This is a genomic window from Janthinobacterium sp. LPB2021202312-11-4, from assembly GCF_037049705.1.
Classification (GTDB): domain Bacteria; phylum Pseudomonadota; class Gammaproteobacteria; order Pseudomonadales; family Pseudomonadaceae; genus Aquipseudomonas.
The window spans coordinates 42,163-67,248 of record NZ_JBAGKV010000002.1 but is presented as its reverse complement, the minus strand read 5'-3'; the positions used below and the strand labels follow the sequence as shown (position 1 = coordinate 67,248).

Annotated in this window: 23 protein-coding genes; 11 read left to right on the top strand and 12 right to left on the bottom strand. The window is 60.6% G+C overall.

Annotated features, from left to right (window positions below):
• Window positions 1–173: 173 nt before the first annotated feature.
• From V5E99_RS02430 to V5E99_RS02415, 4 genes are read right to left on the bottom strand one after another with little or no spacing between them, the layout of a single operon-like run.
• Window positions 174–806 carry an N-carbamoylsarcosine amidohydrolase gene (locus V5E99_RS02430; RefSeq protein ID WP_499800644.1) on the bottom strand — a complete coding sequence of 211 codons (633 nt, stop codon included), beginning with the start codon at window positions 804–806 and terminating at the stop codon, window positions 174–176.
• A 12-nt stretch (window positions 807–818) separates the two neighbouring features.
• Window positions 819–1,571, bottom strand: a complete 753-nt coding sequence (locus tag V5E99_RS02425; RefSeq protein ID WP_499800643.1) for a maleate cis-trans isomerase family protein — start codon at window positions 1,569–1,571, stop codon at window positions 819–821.
• Between the two features lie 18 nt (window positions 1,572–1,589).
• Complete coding sequence (locus V5E99_RS02420; RefSeq protein WP_499800641.1) at window positions 1,590–2,396, bottom strand: alpha/beta fold hydrolase; 807 nt, start codon at window positions 2,394–2,396, stop codon at window positions 1,590–1,592.
• Window positions 2,393–3,541 (bottom strand): FAD-dependent monooxygenase, encoded by a 1,149-nt coding sequence (locus V5E99_RS02415; protein ID WP_499800639.1) that lies wholly within the window; start codon window positions 3,539–3,541, stop codon window positions 2,393–2,395. Before V5E99_RS02415 ends, V5E99_RS02420 begins: the two co-directional genes overlap by 4 nt.
• Before the next feature lie 312 nt (window positions 3,542–3,853).
• Here V5E99_RS02415 and V5E99_RS02410 point away from each other — a divergent pair, with 312 nt between their 5' ends.
• The 4 genes from V5E99_RS02410 to V5E99_RS02395 all read left to right on the top strand — a co-directional run bounded on the left by V5E99_RS02410 (window position 3,854) and on the right by V5E99_RS02395 (window position 9,858).
• On the top strand, window positions 3,854–4,906 hold the full coding sequence (locus V5E99_RS02410; RefSeq protein WP_499800638.1) for a 2,5-dihydroxypyridine 5,6-dioxygenase: 1,053 nt from the start codon (window positions 3,854–3,856) through the stop codon (window positions 4,904–4,906).
• Window positions 4,907–5,105: 199 nt separating this feature from the next.
• Entirely contained in the window at window positions 5,106–5,552 is a 447-nt protein-coding gene (locus V5E99_RS02405) for a MarR family winged helix-turn-helix transcriptional regulator (protein ID WP_499800636.1), read from the top strand.
• Window positions 5,553–5,816: 264 nt separating this feature from the next.
• Entirely contained in the window at window positions 5,817–6,293 is a 477-nt protein-coding gene (locus V5E99_RS02400) for a (2Fe-2S)-binding protein (RefSeq protein ID WP_499800634.1), read from the top strand.
• 10 nt (window positions 6,294–6,303) lie between these two features.
• Window positions 6,304–9,858: a molybdopterin cofactor-binding domain-containing protein gene (locus tag V5E99_RS02395; RefSeq protein WP_499800633.1), complete on the top strand. Its 3,555-nt coding sequence runs from the start codon at window positions 6,304–6,306 to the stop codon at window positions 9,856–9,858.
• A gap of 100 nt (window positions 9,859–9,958) precedes the next feature.
• On the opposite strand, the gene V5E99_RS02390 is transcribed toward V5E99_RS02395, so the two are convergent.
• The 4 genes from V5E99_RS02390 to V5E99_RS02375 form a co-directional block, all read right to left on the bottom strand.
• A complete protein-coding gene (locus tag V5E99_RS02390; protein ID WP_499800632.1) occupies window positions 9,959–10,615 on the bottom strand; it encodes a TetR family transcriptional regulator in 657 nt (218 codons plus the stop codon).
• Window positions 10,616–10,668: 53 nt separating this feature from the next.
• Window positions 10,669–12,117 (bottom strand): nucleobase:cation symporter-2 family protein, encoded by a 1,449-nt coding sequence (locus V5E99_RS02385; RefSeq protein WP_499800630.1) that lies wholly within the window; start codon window positions 12,115–12,117, stop codon window positions 10,669–10,671.
• Between the two features lie 154 nt (window positions 12,118–12,271).
• Window positions 12,272–12,883: a substrate-binding domain-containing protein gene (locus V5E99_RS02380; protein ID WP_499800629.1), complete on the bottom strand. Its 612-nt coding sequence runs from the start codon at window positions 12,881–12,883 to the stop codon at window positions 12,272–12,274.
• A complete protein-coding gene (locus V5E99_RS02375) occupies window positions 12,880–13,167 on the bottom strand; it encodes a LysR family transcriptional regulator (RefSeq protein ID WP_499800627.1) in 288 nt (95 codons plus the stop codon). The genes V5E99_RS02380 and V5E99_RS02375 overlap by 4 nt, the downstream gene beginning before the upstream one ends.
• 101 nt (window positions 13,168–13,268) lie before the next feature.
• On the opposite strand from V5E99_RS02375, the gene V5E99_RS02370 reads away from it, so the two are divergent.
• Both V5E99_RS02370 and speB read left to right on the top strand, forming a co-directional pair.
• Window positions 13,269–14,360 (top strand): polyamine ABC transporter substrate-binding protein, encoded by a 1,092-nt coding sequence (locus tag V5E99_RS02370; protein WP_499800626.1) that lies wholly within the window; start codon window positions 13,269–13,271, stop codon window positions 14,358–14,360.
• Between the two features lie 13 nt (window positions 14,361–14,373).
• Window positions 14,374–15,333, top strand: a complete 960-nt coding sequence (speB, locus tag V5E99_RS02365; RefSeq protein ID WP_499800624.1) for an agmatinase — start codon at window positions 14,374–14,376, stop codon at window positions 15,331–15,333.
• 116 nt (window positions 15,334–15,449) lie between these two features.
• Here speB and V5E99_RS02360 read toward each other — a convergent pair whose 3' ends face one another.
• Window positions 15,450–16,502 carry an aldo/keto reductase gene (locus V5E99_RS02360; RefSeq protein ID WP_499800622.1) on the bottom strand — a complete coding sequence of 351 codons (1,053 nt, stop codon included), beginning with the start codon at window positions 16,500–16,502 and terminating at the stop codon, window positions 15,450–15,452.
• Between the two features lie 187 nt (window positions 16,503–16,689).
• Here V5E99_RS02360 and V5E99_RS02355 point away from each other — a divergent pair, with 187 nt between their 5' ends.
• The 5 genes from V5E99_RS02355 to V5E99_RS02335 all read left to right on the top strand — a co-directional run bounded on the left by V5E99_RS02355 (window position 16,690) and on the right by V5E99_RS02335 (window position 20,343).
• Window positions 16,690–17,406 carry a helix-turn-helix transcriptional regulator gene (locus V5E99_RS02355; RefSeq protein WP_499800620.1) on the top strand — a complete coding sequence of 239 codons (717 nt, stop codon included), beginning with the start codon at window positions 16,690–16,692 and terminating at the stop codon, window positions 17,404–17,406.
• Window positions 17,407–17,458: 52 nt separating this feature from the next.
• On the top strand, window positions 17,459–17,800 hold the full coding sequence (locus tag V5E99_RS02350; protein WP_499800618.1) for a nuclear transport factor 2 family protein: 342 nt from the start codon (window positions 17,459–17,461) through the stop codon (window positions 17,798–17,800).
• A gap of 176 nt (window positions 17,801–17,976) precedes the next feature.
• Window positions 17,977–19,095, top strand: a complete 1,119-nt coding sequence (zapE, locus tag V5E99_RS02345; protein ID WP_499800616.1) for a cell division protein ZapE — start codon at window positions 17,977–17,979, stop codon at window positions 19,093–19,095.
• Window positions 19,096–19,115: 20 nt separating this feature from the next.
• Complete coding sequence (locus V5E99_RS02340) at window positions 19,116–19,697, top strand: DinB family protein (protein WP_499800614.1); 582 nt, start codon at window positions 19,116–19,118, stop codon at window positions 19,695–19,697.
• A 154-nt stretch (window positions 19,698–19,851) separates the two neighbouring features.
• The gene (locus V5E99_RS02335) at window positions 19,852–20,343 is read left to right on the top strand and encodes a GNAT family N-acetyltransferase (protein ID WP_499800612.1); all 492 of its coding nucleotides are present in this window, start codon (window positions 19,852–19,854) and stop codon (window positions 20,341–20,343) included.
• A gap of 85 nt (window positions 20,344–20,428) precedes the next feature.
• Here the strand turns inward: V5E99_RS02335 and V5E99_RS02330 are convergent, their stop codons facing one another.
• From V5E99_RS02330 to V5E99_RS02320, 3 genes are all read right to left on the bottom strand, one after another.
• Window positions 20,429–20,635: a hypothetical protein gene (locus tag V5E99_RS02330; protein ID WP_499800610.1), complete on the bottom strand. Its 207-nt coding sequence runs from the start codon at window positions 20,633–20,635 to the stop codon at window positions 20,429–20,431.
• A 249-nt stretch (window positions 20,636–20,884) separates the two neighbouring features.
• Window positions 20,885–23,125: a TonB-dependent siderophore receptor gene (locus V5E99_RS02325; RefSeq protein WP_499800608.1), complete on the bottom strand. Its 2,241-nt coding sequence runs from the start codon at window positions 23,123–23,125 to the stop codon at window positions 20,885–20,887.
• Window positions 23,126–23,346: 221 nt separating this feature from the next.
• Window positions 23,347–25,086: a phosphoethanolamine transferase CptA gene (locus V5E99_RS02320; protein WP_499800606.1), complete on the bottom strand. Its 1,740-nt coding sequence runs from the start codon at window positions 25,084–25,086 to the stop codon at window positions 23,347–23,349.

Sequence of the window (25,086 nt, the reverse complement as noted above, 5' to 3'; positions counted from 1 at the left end):
GAGACCGCCATCGCGGGCAAGCCTTGCTCCTGCAACGGATCACCGTAGGAGCGAAGCTTGCTCGCGATGACATCCTTGGGGCCGCCATCGCGGGCAAGCCTTGCTCCTACAAGGGTTGCGCCTCAGTTTTTTACCAAGACCAGCGCTCTATGGCGCGGTTCTTGTGGCACGCATTACATTTTTTCGAAGTGGGCGATGGCCTCCTGTTTGCTGACGACATCGCCGTACTTGCTGTCGATGTCGAACAGGTTGGCTTCATGCGGCGCCGGGTGGCGGTCGCCGACGCACTCGCGCACGACGATGGTGCGGAAGCCGTGCTGCACAGCGTCCACGGCGGTCGCCCGAATGCAGCCGCTGGTGGAACAACCGGCCAGCACCACCGTGTCGATCCCTTGGGCGTGCAGCATCGAGGCCAGGCTGCTGCCGAAAAACGCACTGGCGTACTGTTTGCTGATCACCACTTCATCCGCCGTTGGCAGCACCTCTACGCAGAACGCCGCCAAGGGATTGCCCTCGACCATGTCCTTCATCACCGGCGCCTTTTTTACCCAAATGCCGCCGTCGGCGAAATGGCCGGGATGGTAGCGGATATTGGTGTGCACCACCGCTATGCCTTGACGCCGGGCGCTGGCCAGCAGCTCGACGCTTTCAGCCACGGCGCTGACCACACCGGGGGCGAACAGCGGCGCGCCTTCGGTGGTGTAGCCGCGCATGAAATCGATCATCAGCAACGCGGCTTTCTGACCGAAACCAATGCGCTGGCCCCACACGCCTTGATAGTTGTCGTTGGCGGTTTGTTCGCTCATGTCACTCACCTCTCAGTAGGCGCCGGAGAGCAGGGCGCCCGCACCGGGAACAATCGGTTCCAGGTCCAGGGCCTTGAGCATGGCGTAGGTGGTGGCAATGGCGGCGGTGAGCACCGGTTTGCCGGTTTGCGCTTCGACTTGCGCCACCACCGGCAGCGACTGCATTTGCACGCAGGCCGAGAGCACGATCACATCCACCCCCTCCAGATTCATGCCCGCGACGATGCCGGGCAGGTTCGCCGGGTCGTGCCGGGCCACGGCCAGGTTGTCGGGGATTTCCAGCGCCCGCCAGTCCACCACTTCAAAACCTTCTTCGCGGATGTAATCGACCACCAATTCCGTCAGCGGCTTCATGTACGGCGCGACGATGGCGATGCGTTTGGCGCCCATGACTTTCAGGCCTTCGATCAAGGCGCCGGCACTGGTGATCACCGGGGCGTTGGCGTCGTTGTCCGCTGTGGCCTTGCGCAGCCGCTGCTCGGATTGACGGTGATAACCCAGGCCCATGGCCATGATTGCCACCAGGCAGGCATAACCCAGCACATCCACTTTGGCGTCGGACAGTTCTACGGCGCAGCGGTCGGACTCACCGTCCATCGCCGCCAGTTCTTCCTTGCGCACTTGCTTCATGCGCATGCGGCTGGAGTGAAAGGTGAAGCGCTCCGGGCGGATCAACTGGCGCGCGGTGAGCATCGCCGGGATCTCGGTTTCCATGGTGGTGTTGGAACTCGGCACAATCTGGCCGATGCGGTAAGGCGTGAGCATAAAAGTCTCCGAATTCGATTAGTTCAGGCGTGGGCCGAGGAAGTCACCGAAGGCGCTGAAGAAGCCTTCCAGGTCATCCCAGGGAATCATGTGCCCGGCGTTGGCAACGTGGACGCCGCGAATGTTCGGTTGCAGATCGAGGATTTCCGCTTCGTCCTCGGGGGCAATCACCCCGCCACGGCCAGCGATCATCAGCAGTGCGGGTTGTTGAAGTTTCGGCAGGTCTTGATGGAAATCCACGTCATGGAAATCGTTGAAGGCGCGCACGATCGCCGGTTCGTAGCAGGTATGCAGCCATTCGGCGCGCAGTTGCAGTTGTTCATCGGTCCAAGTGGCGCAGAAAGCACGCATCGCTTCCGAGTCCATCCCGATCAACGACTGGCGGATCGAATCGACGTACCACGGCAATTTGCTCGGGTACTCACGACGACCGGGGCCGGACACCGGCGGATCGATCAGCACCAGACGCTTCACGCCGGCCGGATGCTTCACAGCACTGCGCACCGCAAAACGAGCACCCATGGAGTGGCCGACCAAGTGGTAACTGTCGAGCTGCATGGCTGCGGCGAAAGCCCCGATATCGTCGGCGCAGGCGTCCGCGCTGTAGTCGAGTTCCGGGCCGGTGGAGGAGAGGCCGCGACCGCGCACATCCAGCACGTAAGTATCGAAATGCTCGCCGAGGCGTTCCGCGACAAAGCCCCAAGTGATCGCCGGGCTGGTGATGCCCGGAATCAGCACCAGCGCCGGGCCTTTGCCGCCGTAACGCAAGTAATGCTGGCGAATGCCGTTGGCCTGGACGTTGCCGCCATGGATGAACGTACTCACGCGGCCACCCCCGATTTCAGCGCTTGGGCGTACAAGTCATAACCGTAGACCCAGGCCGGATCTTCCTGGGTGCGCAGCCAGGTGTTGGCGTTGGACACCGACTGCACGCGGGAGGCGCGTTCCTTGCGGTTGGCTTCATAGAGTTCAAACGCGGTGCGGTAGTCGCCCAGGCCGGTTTCCTGCAAGCAGCGAGTGAGCATCGCCGCGTCTTCGATGGCCATGCCGGCGCCCTGGGCCATGTGCGGTTTCATCGGGTGGCAGGCGTCGCCGAGCAACACCAGGCGACCACGGCTCCACAGCGGCAGCGGGTTGCGGTTGCGCAGCGGCCATTTGGTCACGCTTTCAGTGGACTCGATCAAGGCCTGCACGGTCGGGTGATAACCCTGAAACGCCTCAAACATTTCTTCGCGGCTGCTATCGACGAACGCGCCTTGGAAATCCCACTCCGGGTGCGGCACGCCGGTCACGTAGTAGTACTCGTCGCGCTTGCCGGTGGTGTAGTAGACCATCATGTGCCGGTCCTCGGTCCACCACTTGATGCAGTCCTCGAACTTCAAATCGTATTTAGCCAGTTGGTCGCCACGAATCAGTGCCCGGTGCGCGACCCAGCCGCTGTACAGCGGTTTTTCCGCGCCCAGCAGCTCCTCACGAATCTTCGAATTGATCCCGTCGGCGCCGATCACGATGTCGGCGTAGGTGACTTCGCCGTCGCTGAAAGTCAGGCGCACCTGGTTGTCGGTTTCTTCGAGGGTTTCCAGGCGTTTGTTGAAGTGCACGGTGCCCGGTTTGATGGTCGACATCTGCAAGGCGTGCAAGTCGCCGCGATGCACGGTGACGTAGGACGCGCCGTATTCCTTGCGAGCGAAATCCCCCAACGGGATGCGCGACAGGTAATCGCCGCTCAAGCCGTCACGGCTGAACCAGTGATCCGGGTGCGAGCCCATCAGGTCGAGCTGCTGCTCGATGCCCATGCGCCGGAAGATTTTCATGATGTTGGGGCCCATGTGGATGCCGGCACCGAGGCGGGAGAACTCCGGGGCCTGTTCGTAGATGTCCACTTGAAACCCGGCTTGTTGCAACAACGTCGCGGCGGCTGCACCGCCAAGACCTGCACCGACGATGGCGATTTTTTGTGTGGGGGCCATGGGGCTTGTTCCTCTTCTTCGAATGGTCGCTGGCGGGGTCGCCGCAAGGTTTTTAAAGTGTATGCGCTGTATTTTTGAAAAAGAAAGACCCGCCTGGAAAATTTAATGTTCAGAGGTTTTTATCGGTAGTCACCGAATGTAACCTTTGTTTGTTGGGGTTGCGTGGGTTGGTAACGTTGTGGTCTGGCTCTTGCAATCCGATGTCATTTAAGGTCTTATCGCTAATAAGTGGCGTATACGCTATAAAAATGCACTAGGGTGAGGCGGGGTGCCTCGACTTGGTGCGCAGCAGACGATTGAGGAGAGAGGAACATGCCGGTAAGCGATTGCGAACTGACCCAGATGTTTGAACACGTGTTGAAGCTGTCGAAGGTCGACCCGACCCAGAGCGTCGCCGTGCTCAAGAGCCACTATTCCAACCCGCGCACCGTGCGTGCCGCGATGGACGCTGCCCAGCGGTTGGGCGCCAAGGTGTATGCGGTGGAATTGCCGTCGTTCAACCACCCGACGGCCATGGGCAACGACATGACGGCCTACTGCGGCGACACCGCGCTGACTGGCAATCACGCGGCGCAGCGGGCGCTGGAAGCGGCGGACCTGATCGTTGACACGATGATGCTGCTGCACTCACCGGAGCAGGAACAGATCCTCAAGACCGGCACGCGGATTCTATTGGCCGTCGAGCCCCCGGAAGTGCTGGCGCGGATGCTGCCGACCGAAGCGGATAAGGTGCGGGTGATGGCGGCGGAGAAGCTGCTGAAACAGGCGCGCTCGATCCACGTCACGTCCCGCGCCGGCAGCGATTTCCGCGCGGCGCTGGGGCAATATCCGGCGGTCACCGAATACGGTTTCGCCGATGCGCCGGGGCGTTGGGATCATTGGCCCAGCGGTTTTCTGTTCTCCTGGCCCAACGAAGAAACCGCCGAAGGCGTGCTGGTGCTGGACGTTGGCGACATCCTGCTGCCGTTCAAGACCTACACCCGGGAGAAGATCACCCTGGAAATCGACAAAGGCTTTATCACCTCGATCCACGGTGGTTTCGAGGCCGAATACCTGCGCGATTACATGAAGTATTTCAACGATCCGGAGGTGTACGGCATCTCCCACATCGGCTGGGGTTTGCAGCCAAAAGCCCAGTGGACCGCCATGGGCCTGCACGACAAGAATGACGGCATGTGCATGGACGCCCGTGCGTTCTACGGCAACTTCCTGTTCTCCACCGGGCCGAACACCGAAGTCGGCGGCAAGCGCAAAACCCCGTGCCACCTGGACATTCCGCTGCGTAATTGCGATGTGTACCTGGATGATTTGGCGGTGGTGATTGGCGGGGATGTGGTGGCGCCGGAGGCTTCCCGGGCTCGCTAAGTTCGCAGGAACACCCCCGTAGGAGCTGCCGAAGGCTGCGATCTTTTGACTTTGATTGTTAAAAACAAGATCAAAAGATCGCAGCCTTCGGCAGCTCCTACGGGGGGTGTGAATACTCGGTCAATGGGGCTTCTCTTGAGTCCGCCATCTAACCTGTCCATCATGCCTCCCCACCCCTCATCGTCTTTTCGAGTCCGCCGTGCCTGAAACTCCTGATTCTTCCTACGTTTTCTCCGAACAAGTCGGGCATTTGCTGCGTAAGGCCTATCAGCGGCACATGGCGATTTTTCAGCAGAATGTCGGCGATTCCCAGCTTACGGCGGTGCAGTTCGTGACGCTGTGCGCCGTGCGCGATCACGGTCCCAGCTCCCTGACCGAACTGGTCAAGGCCACCGCCGTGGACCAGGCGACCATTCGCGGCATCGTTGAACGGCTCAAGGCCCGGGAACTGATTACCCTCGAACCCGACCCGCAAGACCGGCGCAAAGTCATCGTTGGCCTGTCCGAAGCGGGCGACCGTTTGGTGCAACAAACCGTGCCCTGCGCCGGGAAAATCACCGAGTTGACCCTGAGCAATCTCAACCCGGCAGAACGGGTTGCGGTGTTGTTCCTGCTGCGCAAAATGATTGACGATCCGCAAGACTAACTCGCGGGACCTGTGGGAGCGGGCTTGCTCGCGAAGGCGTCGTGTCAGTCAGTATTTTTGTCTACTGACCCACCGCTTTCGCGAGCAAGCCCACGCACACACACATTTGATTTTCTGTGGCTGGCATCGTTTTTGCTCCTGTTTCATGTAGTAGCTACTTCACCAGTCGAGTGTGTCGCGTCGCCACAACCCCATTTGGGCCGCGACGTTTTTTTCGACCTTTTGGTGTAGTAGCCACTTCATCAAACGAAGCGGGCGAAGCGAATGAGCAGCCAGGAAATTACCGTAGCGCTTGAGGTCAATGGCCTCACCAGCACTGTCACCGCCATGGCGGACACCCCGTTATTGCTGATTTTGCGCAATGACCTGCAACTCAACGGCCCCAAGTACGGCTGCGGCCTGGGCGAGTGCGGGGCGTGCACGGTGATCATCGACGGGGTGGCGGCGCGTTCCTGCGTGTTTCCCCTGGCCGGCGCGGTGGATCGGCACATCGTCACCCTCGAAGGCCTCGGCACCCGCGCCGATCCGCACCCGGTGCAACAAGCGTTTATCGACGAACAAGCGGCGCAATGCGGCTACTGCCTCAACGGCATGATCATGACCGCCAAGGCCTTGCTCGACCGCATCCCGCACCCCAGCGAAACCCAGATCCGCAACGAGCTCTCGGCCAACCTCTGCCGTTGCGGCACCCATATCGAAATCCTCCGCGCGGTGCTGCGTGCCGCCCGTCAAATGCCTTGAAGGTGGATCAATGACCCTGACTGACTCCATCCCGACCCGCGACCAACTGCTGGCCAAGACCGGCGTGCTGTTGATCGTCGATGACATCCTGCCGCCGTCCGGCCCGGTGGCGAAGGGCGGTACTCCGTTGATCAAGCCCAAGGAACTGGGGTTATTCATTGCCATCAGCGATGACGGGCGCGTGTATGCGTTCAACGGTCATGTCGACCTCGGCACGGGCATCCGCACCTCATTGGCGCAGATCGTCGCCGAAGAACTCGACCTGCAACTGGAGCAGGTGTGCATGGTGCTCGGCGACACCGAGCGTGCGCCGAATCAGGGCGCGACCATTGCCAGTGCGACGTTGCAGATTTCCGCGATTCCGCTGCGCAATGCCGCCGCCGAAGCCCGGCGCTTTCTGCTGGAAACGGCGGCCGAGCGCTGGGCTGTAGAGCCCGGCATTTTGAAAGTCGACGCCGGGGTGATTCTCGCGCCGGATGGCCGTACCGCGACGTATGCCGAACTGGTCCGTGGCGAACACATCGAACTGCGCATCTCCGGCACGGCACCACTGAAACCCGCTGAAGACTATCGACTGGTGGGCAAGGGGGCCGCCCGGGTGGACATTCCGGGTAAAGCCACGGGCGAGTTGACCTACGTCCACGACATGCGCGTGCCGGACATGCTCCATGGCCGGGTGATTCGGCCGCCCTATGCCGGGCTCGATTGCGGTGATTTTGTCGGCAATAGCCTGCTGGAAGTTGATGAGTCCTCCATCGCGCACATTGCCGGGATCGTCGCGGTGGTGGTGATTCGGGATTTTGTCGGCGTGGTGGCGCTGCGCGAGGAACAGGCAATCAAGGCTGCCCAGGCCTTGAACATCACCTGGAAAGCCTGGAATCAGGGTTTGCCGGATCTGAATGATGTCGAGCAAGCGATCCGCGATAACCCGCGTGTGCAACGGGTGGTGCTCGATCAGGGCAACGTTGACGACGCCCTGGCCGGCGCCAGTCAGCGCATGCCGCGCACGTATCTGTGGCCGTATCAAATGCACGGTTCGATTGGCCCGTCCTGCGGCGTCGCGGACTATCAGCCATCCGGCAGCCGCGTGTGGTCCGGTAGCCAGAATCCACATTTGCTGCGGGCCGATCTCGCCTGGTTGTTGGAGTGCGAAGAGACAACCATCGAGATCATTCGCATGGAAGCGTCCGGCTGTTACGGGCGCAACTGTGCGGATGATGTGTGTGCCGATGCCTTGCTGTTGTCCCGTGCTGTGGGCAAACCGGTGCGGGTACAGCTGACCCGCGAGCAAGAACACCTGTGGGAACCCAAGGGCACCGCGCAACTGATGGACGTCGATGGCGGTTTGAATGCCGATGGCAGCGTCGCCGCGTATGACTTCCAGACCAGCTACCCGTCCAACGGCGCGCCGACCCTGGCCCTGCTGCTGACCGGGCGGGTCGAGCCGGTGGCGGCGATGTTCGAAATGGGCGACCGCACCTCAATCCCGCCCTATGACTACGAACACATGCGCGTAACCATCAACGACATGGCGCCGATTGTCCGCGCCTCGTGGATGCGCGGGGTGTCGGCGCTGCCCAACACCTTCGCCCATGAGTCGTACATCGATGAACTGGCCTTCGCCGCCGGCGTCGATCCGGTGGAATACCGGTTGCGTTATCTGCACGACGAGCGCGCCATCGACCTGGTGAAATCCACTGCCGAACGGGCCGCCTGGACCCCGCGCACCGCGCCGATGCAAACCCCGAATGAAGACCAGTTGCTGCGCGGTCGCGGCTTCGCGTATGCGCGCTACATCCACAGCAAATTTCCCGGTTTTGGCGCGGCTTGGGCGGCGTGGGTGGCGGACGTGGCGATTGATCGCCGGACCGGCGATGTTTCGGTCACTCGCGTGGTGATCGGCCATGACTCGGGGATGATGATCAACCCGGCCGGCGTGCAGCATCAGATACACGGCAACGTCATTCAGTCCACCAGCCGGGTGCTCAAGGAGCGGGTGACGTTTGAGGAATCGACGGTGGCGAGCAAGGAGTGGGGCGGTTATCCGATCCTGACTTTCCCGGAGGTGCCGCAGATCGACGTGCTGATGATGCCGCGTCAGGACCAGCCGCCGATGGGCGCCGGTGAATCGGCGTCGGTGCCGAGCGCGGCGGCGATTGCCAATGCGATTTACGACGCCACCGGGATTCGCTTTCGCGAACTGCCGATCACCCCGGAGCGGGTGTTGGCGGCATTGAACGCCGGTACTTGTGACGAGCCGCCGAAATCCCCGACCAAGCGTTCCAAGTGGCTGTTCGGCTCGCTGTTTGCAGCGTTCGGCGCGGTGCTCGGCATGGCGGCGACGGCGTGGCCATTCCACGGTGAAATCGCACCAATTGCGCCGCCAAGTGCCGGCACCTGGTCGGCGGCGACCCTGGAACGCGGACGGTTGCTTGCGGCGGTCGGTGATTGCGCGGTGTGCCACACCGCGCCCGGCGGCGCGACCAATGCCGGGGGCCTGGCGATGCAGACGCCGTTCGGCACGCTCTACAGCAGCAACATCACCCCGGACGTGAAAACCGGGATCGGCAGTTGGTCCTATCCGGCGTTTGAACGAGCGATGCGCGACGGCATCGGTCGCGACGGGCGCAATTTGTACCCGGCGTTTCCCTACACGGCGTTTCGCAACATCAACGATGCGGACATGCAGGCGTTGTACGCCTACCTGATGTCGCAAACGCCGGTCAGCCAACCAGCGAAGGCTAACGACATGCGCTTTCCATTCAACCTGCGACCGTTGATGGCGGGGTGGAACACGTTGTTTCTGCGCAAGGGTGAAATCAGCGTGCAACCGCAGCGCAGCGAGCAGTGGAATCGCGGCGCGTACCTGGTCAACGGTTTGGGGCACTGCGCGGCGTGTCATTCGCCGCGCAACGTGATGGGGGCGGAGAAGGGCGGTGCGTCGTTCCTCGGCGGCGGCTTGGTGGATGGCTGGGAAGCGCCGGCGCTGAACGGGTTGTCCAAGGCGCCGACGCCGTGGACCGAGGATCAGTTGTTCGCCTATCTGAGCACCGGTTATTCCGCCGAACATGGCGTGGCGACCGGGCCGATGGGGCCGGTGGTCACTGAGTTGGCGAAGTTGCCCAAAGCGGATATTCGGGCGATGGCGGTGTACCTGGCATCACTCAACGGCGCGCAGGCTGAGGCGCGCGTGGTGGAGAAAGCCACGCGCCCGGTGACGAGTCTGTCGTTGAACAATGGGCAACGGGTGTTCGAAGGTTCGTGCAAGGCCTGTCATGCCGATGGGCTGGGGCCGACGTTGTTCGGCGTGAGCCCGTCGCTGGCGGCCAACACCAATGTGCACAGTGACCTGCCGGACAACCTGATCAAGGTCATTTTGCAAGGCATCGATACCCCGGCGACCAAGGATTTGGGGTACATGCCGGCGTTCAAGGACAGTTTGTCCAATACCCAGGTGGCGGAATTGGCGGCGTATTTGCGCAGCCGCTTTGCCGGGAATGCGCCGGGGTGGGAAGGGTTGGAATCGAAGGTTGCGCATTTGCGGGCGAATCCGGGGAGCCATTAAAAGCTTCGCGGGCAAGCCTCGCTCCTACAGGTTCAGCGTTAATTTCAACATCGCGCTGAACCCGTAGGAGCGAGGCTTGCCCGCGAAGAGGCCGGCCCTGTCACCCGAGAATCGGCTCGGGCAACTTCATCACCCCCCGCACCACCAAATCCTGAATAAACCCCAACCAGTCCTGCTGCTGACCCTTGTCCGCCAAATCCTCCCCAAGGAATGAACTGAGGGTATGCCGGTTGGAGTTATAGAAATAACAGAGCGAGGCAATCATCAAATACACATGCTTGATGTCCAGCACCTCGCGAAACAAGCCCTGGGCCTGACCGGCTTCAATGATCGGCTTCAGCACCCCGACCGCCTCGCCAGACAGCCGCCGCAACTCGCTGGACTGCTGCGCATGTTTGCCGTTGTGCAGGTTTTCATTGCTCAGGATCGCGACGAATTCCGGGTGCTTGACGTAGTAATGCCAGACGAACGCCACCAGATCCTGCAATGCCACCAGCGGTTGGCTGAGGTCGAGTTTGAGGCGGCTCTCGGCTTTGTTGAATTGCTCGTAGGTGTGTTCCAGCACGCATATAAATAGCTGCTCTTTACTGCCGAAGTAGTAATAGAGCATACGGTCGTTGGACTCGGCTTCCCGGGAGATGCTCTCGACCCGGCCTCCGGAATAACCGTCGCGGGTGAACACTTTCACCGCTGCTTCGAGAATCCGCGTGCGGGTCTGCTGGGCCTGGGCGGCCCGGATGCCGGTCTTCTTGTTCAACGTTCAGTCAACCTTGTGCCAAGCGGAGTCGCTGGGAATGTAGCACGGTCCTTTCAGCGGTTCAGGCTTGGCGCCGTTTCGGTGGCTGGCGGGTTTTCCATGACTTGCAGGATCGATGCTTCCGGGTCGAAGTCATCCTCTTCCAGCGCCATGAATTCTTCGGGCAGGAATACGTTGAGGATGATCGCGCACAGTGCCCCGACGGTGATTGGCGATTCGAAGATGTTGTGCAAGGCCAGGGGCAATTCGCGCAACACCTCCGGCACCGCCGCGATGCCCAGGCCCATGCCCAGGGAAATCGAGACGATCAGCATGTTGCGCCGATGCAGGCCAGCCTCCGCGAGGATCTTGATCCCGGCCACGGCCACGGTGCCGAACATCACCAGCTCCGCGCCGCCGAGCACCGGTTTGGGCATCAGTTGCAGCACCGCGCCGATCATCGGGAACAGCCCCAGCAGCACCAGCAAGCCGGCAATGAAGAACGCCACGTAACGGCTGGCCACGCCGGTGAGCTGAATCACGCCGTTGTTTTGAGCGAAGGTCACCATCGGCATGCTGTTGAACACCGCCGCCATGGCCGAGTTGAGGCCATCGGCGAGCAGGCCGGATTTGATCCGGCGAATGTAAATCGGGCCTTTGACCGGTTGTTTGGAAATCATCGAGTTGGCCGTCAGGTCACCGGCCGCTTCCAGCGGCGACACCAGGAAAATCACCGCCACCGGCACAAACGCCACCCAATCGAAGTTGAAGCCGTACTTGAACGGCACCGGCACGCTCACCAGCGGCACGGCGGGCAGGCTGGCGAAATCGACATCACCCATCAGCCAGGCAACGACGTAGCCGAGGGTCAGGCCAATGACGATGGCGCCGAGGCGCAGGAACGGCACATCGACCCGGTTCAGCACCACGATAGTCCCCAACACCAGCGCTGCGAGGGCCAAGTGGTGACTGGCACCGAGGTCCGCCACGCCGAAGCCGCCGGCGATATCGGTCATGGCGACCTTGATCAGTGACAGGCCCATCAGCGTGATGATGGTGCCGGTGACCACCGGGGTAATCAGCATCCGCAGCTTGCCGATGAACTGGCTCAGCACCACTTCGATAAACGCGGCGAAAAAGCACACGCCGAAGATCGTCGACAGAATCTCATCGGTGCCGCCGCCCCGGGCCTTGACCATGAACCCGGCGCTGAGAATCACGCTGATAAAGGAAAAACTGGTGCCTTGCAGGCACAGCAACCCGGAACCCACCGGCCCGAAGCGCCGCGCCTGAACGAAGGTGCCCAGGCCGGAAACGAACAGGGCCATGCTGATCAAGTAGGGGATTTCGCTTTGCAGGCCCAGCGCGCCACCCATGATCAGGGTCGGGGTGATGATCCCGACGAAACTCGCCAATACGTGTTGCAGGGCGGCGAACACGGTAGCGGTCAGGTGCGGGCGGTCGTTGAGACCGTAGATGAGGTCGGAGCGGGGCTGGGGTTTTGCGTGTTCGGATGAGGTCACGAGGAAAGCGCCAGGGGCCAGGTCAGAAAAAAGGAGGCGCAGGATGCCAGAAAGAATGGAGGAACGGCAAAAGATCGCAGCCTGCGGCAGCTCCTACATGGGATCGCGGTACACATGTAGGAGCTGCCGCAGGCTGCGATCTTTTGATCTTGCATCAAATGCTTCCAAACGCCGCCAGCAAGTCCTCTTCAAAAGCTTTCTGCGCATCCCCCGGCTCTTGCGCCCGATGCCGCGCCAGGTGAAACCCCACCTCGAAACTCATGTCCCCGACCCGCACCGCCCGCAGCAACCCCTTGTCTTCCCAGCTTCGGGCAAAGTGGCTGGGCAAATACCCGACGTGTTTCCCCGACAGAATAAACGCCAGGGTGCCTTCCACCTGTTCCGACCGCGCCGAACACAACTTGCCCTGAAACGGTTCGTCACTGCGCAAAAAACGATACGGATGATCCACTCGGTCGCAAGCCTGAAGCGCCTCATCATCCGGCGCCTCATTGCTGAACAGCGGATGCCCCGGTGCGCAGTACAAATGCTGGGTTTCGCTGAACAGTTCCTGGTAGTCAAAAGCACTCTGCACCTGTGAGAAATAACCGATCGCCAGGTCCAGTCGTTGCAGCAGCAGACGCTCCATTTCCCCGGGCATGGCGCTGATCAACTCGATGCGCACCGATTCATCCCGTTCGCGAAAGCGCCGGATCGCATCCGCCACCCGTTGCAGCACCGATTGATCAAGGGCTTCGGACAGGCCCAGGCGCACTTCGCCAATCAAACGCCCGGCCACCCGTTGGATTGATGACGGAAGGCTTCGATGGATTCGAAGAGTGCGCGTGTGGCAATCAGCAGTTGCTCGCCCTTGGGCGTGATTTTGAAGCCGACCTTGCCGCGACTGCACAACCGATAGCCGAGGCGGGTTTCCAGCTTGGCCATTTGCTGGCTGATGCTCGACTGGCTCAGGCCCAGTTCGCCCTGGGCCGCGCTGAAACCGCCGCACTCGACCACGCTGACAAACAGACGCAACAGTTGCAGGTCCAGATCGTGGAATTGGCCGAGCATTAAACATTACTCCTGGATAAAGTCAGGTTAACAAACTTGATATTTTTCCAATGTATCCGACGGCGCACGCTGCAACCACTCCAACTGGTCAGGTGTTTGTCATGGCTCCTCTCTTCAAGCTGTGTTTTCCCGCGTTGTTACTCGCCATGGCTGTATCTGCCCAGGCTGAAGAACAAGTCGTCAACCTCTACAGTTGGGCCGATTACGTAGCGCCCGAGACCTTGCAGCGCTTCGAAAAGGAAACCGGCATCCACGTGCGTTACGACACCTTCGATGCGCCCGAAGTCCTGGAAACCAAATTGCTCACTGGCGGCAGCGGCTATGACGTGGTGGTGCCGTCCTCCAGCGTCCTGGCCCGTGGCTTGGCGGCGGGTGCGCTGAAGGTGATCCCCCACGAAGGGCTCAAGGGGTACGCCAACCTTGACCCGGACTTGCTGGAAAAACTCGCCGCTGTCGACCCCGGCAACCGCTACGGCGTGCCCTACACCTGGGGCACCCTGGGGCTTGGGATGAATGTCGAAGCGGTGAAAAAACGCCTGCCGGATGTGCCGCTCAACAGCCTGGATGTGCTGTTCAAACCCGAGTACGCCAGCCAATTGAAAGACTGTGGCATTGCGATCATCGATTCGCCGCAAGAGGTGATTGGCCTGGCGCTGCATTACCTGGGTAAAGATCCCTACAGCACTGACAAGAACGATCTGTCAGCCGCCGAGGCGTTGCTGCATCAGCTCCAGCCGAATGTGCTGTACGTCGCCAGCGGTCGCCAGATCAACGACCTGGCCAACGGCAGTATTTGCCTGGCCCTGACCTACAACGGTGACGCGAGCATGGCCGCCGATCAGGCGCGCAAGGCCAACAAGCCTTACGAAGTGGCCTACCGGATTCCCAAGGAAGGCACGCTGGTGTGGCAGGACAACCTGGCGATTCCCAAAGACGCGCCGCACCCCGAAGCCGCCCGCCAGTTCATCGAATTCATGTTGCGCCCCGAATCCGTCGCCGCACTGACCAATACGCTGTTTTTCGCCACGGCCAACACCGCCGCAACGCCGTTGGTGGATGAGGCGGTGCGCACCGACCCGGATATCTACCCATTACCCGAGGTTCGCGACCGTTTGTACGCCGACCGCAGCATGAACCTCAAGGACATGCGCCAGCGCACGCGCATGTGGACCACTTTCCGTAGCCGCCAATAATAAGGAACTCACCATGGATGTCCCTGTGCAAAACGACCAGGCCATGACCCGCGACAGCCTCTACGGGACTGCCGCCGAAAGCACCTACGCCGGTATCACCAGTTTCATGCGCCGGCGCTACAGCCGCGACTTGCGCGGGGTCGATGTGGCCGTCAGCGGCGTGCCGTTCGACACTGCCACCAGCAACCGCCCCGGCGCGCGTTTCGGACCGAGAGGGATTCGGGCGGCGTCCACGGGGATTGCCTGGGAACGTCATTGGCCATGGACCTTCGACCCGTTCGATCACTTGGCGGTGATTGATTACGGCGATTGCGATTTCGACTACGGCACGCCGCAGTCGGTGCCGGAAAGCATCGAAGCCCACGCCGAGCACATCCTCAACGCCGGCAGCGCGATGCTCACGTTCGGTGGCGATCACTTCATCACCTATCCGCTGCTCAAGGCCCATGCGCGCAAACATGGCACGTTGTCGCTGATTCACTTCGACGCCCACAGTGACACCTGGCCGGACGAGGAGGGCAAGCGCATCGATCACGGCACGATGTTCTGGCACGCGGCCAAGGAAGGGCTGGTGGACCCGTCGCGCTCGGTGCAGATCGGTTTGCGCACCACCAACGACGATCACATGGGGTTTCAGGTGCTCGACGCCCGGCAAGTGCATCGCCAGGGTTGTGAGGCGATTGTCGAAGCGATTCGGGCGCGGGTCGGGGATAACCCGGTGTACCTGACATTTGATATCGATTGCCTCGACCCGGCATTCGCACCGGGCACCGGAACCCCGGTGTGTGGTGGCCTGAGCACGGTGCAGGCGCTGGAGATTCTTGGCGGCTTGCGCGGGATCAATCTGGTGGGCATGGACGTGGTGGAAGTGGCGCCGGCTTACGACAGTGCGGACATTACCTCATTGGCGGCAGCGACTTTGGCGATGGAAATGCTGTGTCTGTATGCAGCCAGACATAAAGTCGACAGGTAATACACCGTCAAAAATGTGGGAGCGGGCTTGCTCGCGAAAGCGGTGGATCAGTCAACATCTCTGTTGAATGTGACGCCGCCTTCGCGAGCAAGCCCGCTCCCACAGGGCTTTTGTGTTTAGGCCACCGGAATCTTTGGCAAATCCAGCGTCTCAACCCCGGTATACCGCGCCGCCGATCCGGCAATCATCGCGTGGGGCACACCCGGCTCAACGCTGCTGCTCCCATCCAGCCGCGCCAGTTGCTCGTCACTCAACTGCACGTTCAACGCACCCAGCGTCGCATCCAATTGCTCACGTGTGCGCGAGCCCAGAATCGGAATCAGCGCCGTGGTCGAACGCTTGGCCTTTTCGCGCAACCAGGCAATCGCCACATGGGTCGGGCTGGACTCCATTTCGGCGGCGACCGCCAGCAACGTATCGAGCAGGGCGGTTTCCCGGGCGCTTTTCTCGGCGTGGATCAACATGCCCAGTTTGGCGGCGCGGTTGTTCTCGTCGCCGGTGCGGTACTTGCCCGTGAGAAAACCGCCGCCCAGTGGTGACCACAAGGTCGCGGCCAGCCCCAGGGCTTCGGCCATCGGCAGTAATTCCCGTTCAGCGGTGCGCTCGGCCAGGCTGTATTCGGTCTGGATCGCCGCTATCGGCGCGAAGCCACGCACTTCGGCCAGCACGTCGGCGCGAGCGATACGCCAGGCCGGGAAGTTCGACAGGCCGGCGTAGTGAATCTTGCCGGCGCGCACCAGGTCGTCGAAGCCCCGGAGAATTTCTTCCATTGGCGTGACGCCGTCGCTGATGTGCGCCCAGAACAGGTCGATGTGATCGATGTCGAGCCGTTTCAGGCTCTCTTCCACGGCGCGAATCATGTTCTTGCGGTTGTTGCCGGTGAAGGAGATGCCCGCCACCCGGTCAGTGCCCATCGTGTATTTGGTGGCGATGACCAGCCGATCCCGTTCGGCGGCGATGAACTCGCTGAGCATCACCTCGGACTGGCCATTCTGATAACCATTGGCGGTATCAATGAAATTGCCGCCGGCTTCCAGGTAGCCATCGAAAATCCGTTTGGCTTCCTCGCGCTCGGCGCCGTGGCCCCAACCGGTGCCGAAGTTGCCGGCGCCCAGCGCCAGTTCCGAAACCCGCAAGCCGGTTTTACGGCCGAAGACTTTGTAATGCATGGGACGACTCCTGAAAAAAATGCCGCGACTGGATATAAATGTTTAGCAACATGTATTTAATATGATGCGGGTAATATCCGTCGTCAAGACGCTTTTTCAAGGAGCGACCATCGGGTGTTCACTCCTGACAGTTTCTGACAGCAGCCTTTGTTAAGCTGCGAGCACTTTCCCGCACAGAGTGCCGACCGTGTCGCGAACCACTCGTTTACTCACCTTGCTGCAAGTGCTGCGGGGTAAAAGCCGTCCGGCGACCGCCGCAACACTGGCCAGTGAACTGGAAATTTCCGAACGCACGCTGTACCGCGACATCGCCGAACTCACGGCCCTCGGCGCGCCGATCTATGGTGAGGCGGGGATTGGTTACGTGTTGCGCAGCGGCTTGTTTCTGCCGCCATTGATGCTCAACGCCGACGAAACCGAAGCCATCGTGCTGGGTTTGCGTTACGTCGATCAGCGTGGGGATGAGGTGTTGAGTAAAGCGGCAGCGGATGCGTTGGCGAAGATTGCCGCCGTGTTGGCGCCCGAGGCGCTGGACGCGTTGCACAACCCGACGGTGTTGCCCGGCCCGCCGGGTTTCGGTTACGCGCAAAACGCCGTGCCGTTGAATGTGTTTCGCCTGGCGATCCGTCATCAGGCCAAGCTCCACATCGATTACGCGGATGCCAATCAGGTGCCGACCCAGCGGCTGATCTGGCCGTTGGCGCTGGGATTTTTGAACGAGGTACGAATCATCGTCGCCTGGTGCGAATTACGCAGCGCCTACCGGACCTTTCGCACGGACCGGATATCGGCGGCGAGCGAACAGGGCGAGCGTTATCCGGGCCGGCGCAGCGACTTGTTGCGCACCTGGCGTAAACAGATGGAACTGGATGACGCCGGGCGCTTCACTCCTGACAAGAACTGACACAGCGCTGCTTTAGCATGGCTCCAGAATCAAACAACAAGGAGCCTGCACCATGTCTAATCCCGCCGTTTCACTGGCACCGGCCATCGCTGATTACATCGCCGCCGCCAATGCTCGCGACACCTCAAAAGTCGCCAGTTTTTTCGCTGAAGATGCCAACGTCTTCGATGAAGGCGAGCATCAGGTCGGCACCCACGCCATCGCCCAATGGATGCAGGACACCGCCCAACGCTATCAGCCACGGGTCGAGGTGCTCGACGTTCAATTGCGTACCGGCAAAGTACTGGTGCACAACCTGATTTCCGGGACGTTTCCGGGCAGTCCGCTGGAATTGCGCTACACCTTTCGGCTTAACGAACAGGGCAAGATCGCCCGGCTAGACATCTCCCTCTGACACCACATCGGTCAATGTGGGAGCGCGCTTGCTCGCGAAGGCGTCCTGTCAGTCAGCATTTCTATCAACTGATACACCGCTTTCGCGAGCAAGCCCGCTCCCACAGGGGATTGCGGTGTTTCAAATGCTGGGTCGGCTGGCATACTGCGTGGCTTCAGACCTGAACCGCGGCCCTTATGACTTCCGATTCCCCCTTGAGCGCCTGGCAACACGCCATCGAACAGAAAGGCTTCGTCCAGGACGAAGCCCAGGAACATGCCGTCTGGGCCCTGCAAAAGTGCTACGAAGCGCTGCATGAAGGGCATAAGGCGATCACCGGGGTTTATCTCTGGGGCCCGGTTGGCCGGGGCAAGACCTGGTTGATGGATCAGTTCTACAACAGCCTGCAAGTGCCGGCCCGCCGTCAGCACTTCCATCACTTCATGGGCTGGGTACACCAGCGTTCGTTTCAACTGACCGGTACCTCCGACCCGTTGAAAGCCCTGGCCCGTGAATTGGCTCAGGAAGTCCGGGTGTTGTGTTTCGATGAGTTGTTCGTCAACGACATCGGCGACGCGATCATTCTCGGGCGTTTGTTTCAGGTGATGTTTGACGAGGGCGTGGTGGTGGTCTGTACCTCCAATCAGCCTCCGGACATGCTGTACGCCGATGGCTTCAATCGCGATCGTTTTACCCCGGCCATCGAGGCGATCAAGCAGCACATGCAGGTGATTGCGGTGGATGGCGGCGAAGATCATCGCTTGCACCCGGGCGCGGCGTTGCAACGCTATTGGGTGGATGCACCGGGGCAACCCAGTGCGCTGGCCGAAGCGTTCAAGGCCTTGACCGTCGGCCAATCGGTGTCCAGCGACCCGGTCCAGGTCGGCTACCGCAGCGTCCATGTGGTGCAGGCCAGCGCCACGGTAATCTGGTGTCGCTACGCCGATCTGTGCGAACAGCCTCTGGCCGCCATGGACTTCATGGCGCTGTGCGACACCTTCAGCGCTATTCTGATGAGTGACGTGCCTAACCTCAGCGCGCAAAAGCGCGAAGGACGGATTGCCCGTGGCACTGAGGATGGTGTGGAACGGGTCGTGGCCGGTGACCGCGAGTTGCCGCAGTTGTCGGTGCATGACGACGGTGTGCGGCGGTTTATCGCGCTGGTGGACGAGTGCTACGACCGCAAGGTGCCGCTCTACCTTGAGGCTCAAGTGCCGATGGACGCGTTGTACACCGAGGGCTATCTGGAATTCCCGTTCCGCCGCACCCTCAGCCGCTTGCAGGAAATGCAGCTGCAACGGTTTGCCGAAGTGTAAAAAATCCGGGAGGCGTGAAGATGACACAACCGCTGTCTCACCATTTGCTGACCATGGCCTACCAGAACGCCTGGGCCAATCATCGCCTGGCCAAGGCCTGGGGGCAGTTGAGCGCGGCCGAATTAGCCGCGCCGCGAGTCAGTTTCTTCCCCAGTATCGTTGCGACTCTTAATCACATCCTGACGTGTGACTGGTTCTATGTGGATGCTGTCGAGCGTGAGCTTCGGGGTGAAGTACCGCATCCTGATTGCTACGTGTTTTTCAAAGAAGCACAGCCGTTTACGAGCGGCGCCGATCTCCAGCGCGAACAGGCTCAGGTGGATCGGCGTCTGATCGCCTATTGCGAGCAATTGCGCGACGCCGACCTTGGGCGACTTGTCACTATCGCCCGGGAAACACCGCAACATGACAGCCGCTTGCGCATGCTTTCCCATCTGTTTGAACACCAAATCCACCATCGCGGGCAGGTTCACGGGATGCTCAGCGGGACTTCGGTCAAACCGCCGCAACTGGATGAGTTTTTCTGTGTCGGGGAGGCGGGGTTACGGGCGGGGGATTTTGCTGAGTTGGGTTGGACTGAAGAGTTGATTTGGGGGTATTGAACGTCGAAAGATCGCAGGCTTCGCCAGCTCCTACGCGCCTGTGGGCGCTGCCGAAGGCTGCGATCTTTTGATCTTAATGCCCCAGGCCGGGTTGTCGCCGCGGCAACGTCACGCTAAGGTCCATGGCCAAATTGATGTGTGATCGAGGGTGGAAATGGAATCCGCGGAAATACTTGTACTTCAAGCCAGCTACACCAATCCCATACACGCCGAGGCCATTTGCCTGGTGTTGAACCATTACGCCGAAGACCCGATGGGTGGCGGCGAGCCGTTGTCGGCGGATGTGTTGCGGCAACTGCCGGCGGAACTGGCCAAGCGTCCATATGCGTTCAGTGTGTTGGCCTTCGTCGGCGGTGAGCCGGCGGGGCTGGTCAATTGCTTTGAAGGCTTCTCGACCTTCGCCTGCCGGCCATTGGTCAATGTGCACGATGTCGCGGTAGTGTCGAAGTTTCGCGGCTTGGGGCTGAGCCAGAAGATGTTGCAAAAGGTTGAAGAGATCGCCCGTCAGCGTGGTTGCTGCAAGATCACCCTCGAAGTCCTGGAAGGTAATGCCATCGCCCAGGCGTCCTATGCCAAGTTCGGTTTTGCCCCCGGCATGTTCGACCCGGCACATGGCCGCATGCTGTTCTGGATCAAGTCGCTGTAAATCCCGGGCATAAAAAAGGGCGTCCATCTGGACGCCCAACGTGTTTACTCTGACGGCGGAGCAGGGCCGTCGGAGGTCCATCGGTTTACGGTTTGTAGAATTCGGTCACTTGCGCGGTTTGATCGTCCGGGACCCGGAGTTGAGCGCTTTTGCCTGGCTCGGCCTGGCTTTGCGCCGTATGGACCGGAAAGTTGTCCCAGTGATGCTTCATTCGCTCGGCGCCGCCTTCAGCAAAGGCGCTGGTGGAACCGAGGATGAACATTCCTGCGAGGATCAGGCTGACTCGTTTCATGATGTCTCTCCCACTAAGAATGACGGGGTGCCTTTCATCCGTGATTCAAGGGCGTGGGCGCAGTATTGGCAGGCCCCATTAAGTCGGGGTTAACGCCGGTCAAACGACGGAAACTCAAGTGCTGTGTTCGACGCAAATCCCTGTGGGAGCGGGCTTGCTCGCGAAGGCGTCCAGTCATCCAATTCTGATATTGCCTGACACGGCGCTTTCTCGAGCAAGCTCGCTCCCACGATCGATTTACGGCAGGGCTCAGAGTTTCCAGTCCAGGCTCAGCGTCACGGTGCGCGGGTCGCCCCAGAACACGCCGTTGTAGAACCCGACGTTGTCGTAATACTTTTTGTCGAACAAGTTATCGACGTTCAGCGACGCCGACACATGCTTGTCGAACTCATAGCGCGACATCAGCTTGACCACGGTGTACGCCTCCTGGCGGATCTTGGTGTTTTGAACGATGAGCGCCCCTGCGGCATCCCGGCCGACCGGGCGACGGGAATTGCCCCAGATATCGCTCTGCCAGTTCACCGCGCCACCGACGGTCAGTGCATGCCAGTCGCCCGGCAGGCGATACGCGGTGGAGAGGCGGAACATGTTCAATGGCTGGGTGGTATTGGCCCGCTGTTTATCGCCGTTGGCCGCGTGGGTGTAGGTGTAGCCGGCCGTCATGTTCCAATCGGTCATCACTTCGCCAGAGACTTCAGCTTCAAAGCCCTGGACCTTCTGGCCCTTGCCCCCGGACTTGTAGAACTCCTCGCCCGTCACCGGATCTGGCGGCACCGAGTCATCGAGTTCGGCGACGTTGTCTTGCTTGCTCCAGAACAGCGCCGTGGCGACGTTCAAGCGCTCATCCAACAGGCTGCCCTTGAGGCCCAGTTCATAGTTGCTGCCCACCACAGGTTCAAGGTATTTGCGGTTGGCGTCGCGATTGTCCTGGGGTTTGAAGATGTCGGTGTAGCTGACGTAAACGGTGTACTCGGGGGTGAGGTCGTAGAGTAATCCGGCGTATGGCGTCCATATGTCGCTTTGCTGCTGGGAGGTGGTTTCGACGCCTTTGAGTTGCAGGTTGTTATCGTAGCTGTAAGTGCTCTCCGAACTTTTCCAGCTGCCGTAGCGGCTGCCGAGCACCGCATGAAACCGGTCGGTCAGGTTGAGGCGGGTGGCCAGGTAGCCGGCCTTCTGACGGGTGCTGTCCGATGAGCCTTTAAGGCCGGTGACGGTGTCGGGGAACTTGGCGATACCGCCCATGTATTTCCAGTCGGGGATCGAGTCGTAGCCCGCAGGAATGGCGCCCTCCACGGCATAGGGCGCCTCTGAACTGCGTTCGGCTTCGCCATAGCCGAACATCAGTTCATGCTCGCGTCCGAACAGCGCGTAGGGCCCTGCGACGTTGAAGTCATAGGTTTTCATTTTTGGCGTGCCGATCATGTGCCCGCGGTAAGCAGTCATGCCGCTACGGTCATCATTGGGGAAGCCGCCACCGCCGTAGTAGACCTTGCCGTCGGTTTCGCTTTCGCGGTGGGTGTAGGCGGCCTTGAGGTGCCAGCCGCCGCCCAGTTGTTGGTCGAGGTTGGCGAAAGCGGTCTTGTCCTTCAGTGGCCAGGAACTCCAGGAGGTCGCCATGTTGGTGGAGCGTCCCAGGTTGGCCTTGCCGCCGGATGAGTTCCAGTAAGGCACCGTGCCCCAGGACGTGCCCTGGACCTGTTTGTCCTGATAGTCGTAACCCACCGCCAGCAGCGTGTCGTCGGTGAGATCGGCTTCCAGCACGCCGTAACCGACTTCCCGTTGCATCTGGTAGTGGTCGCGAAACGAGTGACTGTCGCGATAAGCCAACACGCTGCGCCCGCGCAAGCGCCCGTCGAACGCCAACGGCCCGCCGACGTCCACGTAGCTGTAGTAATCGTCATAACTGCCGCCACTGACGCCGGTCTGGGCCTGCCACTGCGCGGTCGGGCGTTTGCGCACCATGTTGATGGTCGCCGACGGGTCGCCCGCGCCGGTGGTCAGCCCGGTGGCGCCGCGAACCACTTCGATGCGGTCGTAGATGATGGTGTCGGAATCGGACTTCATCCGGCCGAAGGTGTTGAGCATCCCGTCGACCTGGAAGTTATTGATGCCGTAGCCACGGGACGAGTAACTCACGCGGTCCGAGTCATTGTGCTGGACCACGATGCCAGTGGTCTGGCCCATGGCTTCGGTGAGCGTGCCGAGCTTGAAGTCGTCCATTTGCTGACGGGTGATCACGGACACCGATTGTGGGGTTTCCTTGATCGACAGGTTCAGCCGCGTGGCGGTGCTCATGGCGCCGGTGGTGTAGGACTCGGTGTGTTCGGTGGTGTTGCCCAGTCCTTCGGCGGTCACGCTGGTGGACGCGAGCTCCAGGGCATTGGCCGCCGGGTCCTTGTCGGGATCGGTATCGGCCAGCAAATCGGGGCTCAGCGCTGCACTGCACAGGCCAAGGGTCAAGGTCATGGAACGGGTGATAGGCGCGAACATCGCAGCCGACTCCTTGTCGTCGAGGGAAAAATTCCGTTTGTTCAAAGACGAAGAGGAGTGGGGAGATTTAGCGATAAACGAGAATAATTGTTATCTGAAGATGTTTCGAAAAGCGACTGCAGGAGCGAAGCTTGCTCGCGAAAACGGTGTATCAGGCCACATCAATGCTGGATGTGCCGCCGTCTTCGCGAGCAAGCTTCGCCCCTACAGGGTTTGCGGGGTTATTGCTTAACGACTGCTGGTTCTGTCGTTTTGGGTTTCATCAGGCTGAAGTCAATCAGCGGACGTATCTGACGTTCGTAAGGGTTGCCGATCATCAACGGACGCGGCTTGAAGCTGTCGCTGACCAGGCTTTTGCTGCGATCCAGTTCATCGAAACTCAGGCCTGCCAGGTCGGCCCAGGTGTGAATCAACTGCGAGCTGCTGTAAGGGCGGCTCAGGTCGCCACCGAAGTTCCAGTCGTGGGATTCACGCCATTTCGGCGAGGCCCAGGCCATGAACGGAATGGTGTACATCGGCGCGGTCGGCTTGTTCTCGTTACGGCCCAGGGTGTCATGGCCCGCCGAGTCGAACACGTCTTCGCCGTGGTCGGAGAGGTACAGCAGGAAGCCGTTTGGATCAGCCTTGGCGTAGTCCTTGATCAGGCTCGAGACCACGAAGTCGTTGTACAGCACTGCGTTGTCATAGCTGTTGTAGGTTGGCACTTCAGCGTCATTCACGCCGGCCGGAACCCCTGCGCGGTCCTTGAACTTGTCAAAGGTCGGCGGATAACGGTACTGGTAGCTCATGTGCGTGCCGAGCAAATGCACGACGATCAGCTTGTGGGCCGCCGGATCGCCCAGCGCCTTGTTGAACGGCTCGATCACGTCGCCATCGTACTGGGCGGCATTCTGGTTGCGGTTGTTGTTCAGGTACACCTGCTCGTCGGCCTGTTCGGAGAAGGTCGTGAGCATGGTGTTGCGCTTGGTCATGGTTTGCTGGTTGGTGATCCAGAAGGTTTTGTAACCGGCCTGTTTCATCATGCTGACCAGCGACGGCGTCGACAGGTACAGGTCCGGGTTCTCTTCATCGGCGAAGGTCAGCACCTGTTGCAACGCCTCGATGGTGTAAGGGCGCGGGGTGATGACGTTGTTGAAAATCGCCAGTTGATCCTTGAGTTTGTCCAGCTCCGGAGTGGTGTCCCGGTTGTAACCGTACAGGCTCATGCGCTGACGGTTGGTGGACTCGCCGATCACCAGCACCAGGGTCGACGGTTGGTCGGCCATGGTGTTCTTGAGGTTTTTCAGCGGCGGGATCTTGCTCGCACTGTCGAGCATGTCTTGCATGCCGGCCAGTGTGTCGAGGTAACGGTGATAGGCCACGGCCATCTGCCAAGGCACGGCGGGCTCGATGCGGGTTTCAAACTTCTCGAAACCGCCGGCAAAACTGCCGGTGCGGGCTGTTTGCTTGATCAGCGGATAACCGACCACGGCCACCAGGATCGCGGTCGCGGCGACGAAGGCCTGCCAGCGCGGCAGGTACACCGGGCGCAAACGGGTCCACAAGAAGTAGGCAAACGCCGTGTGGGCCAGGAACGCCAGCACCATCCACCAGGCAAAGTACTGGGTCATGTACTCGCCGGCTTCAGAGATGTTCGACTCGAACATGATGAAGATGACGCTCTGGGAAAACTCCTGCTGATAGATGAAGAAGTAGCCCAGGCTGGCCATCGAGCAAGCCCACAGCACGACGCCGATCAGCGCGGCCAACAGGCGGGTGCGATTGGGGAAAAGCAACATCGGCGCAAGCCACACGGCACTCATCACGAACGCTTGGCGGAACCCGCTAAAGCCCGAGGTGCCCGTCAACTGGATCAGCAGTTGGGTGATGCCGGAAAAGTACCAGAAGAATACAAATAGCCAGATCAACCCGGCCCAATCGAAACCTTTCGCAGACGTTTTGCTGCGTTTGAGCAATGCCAT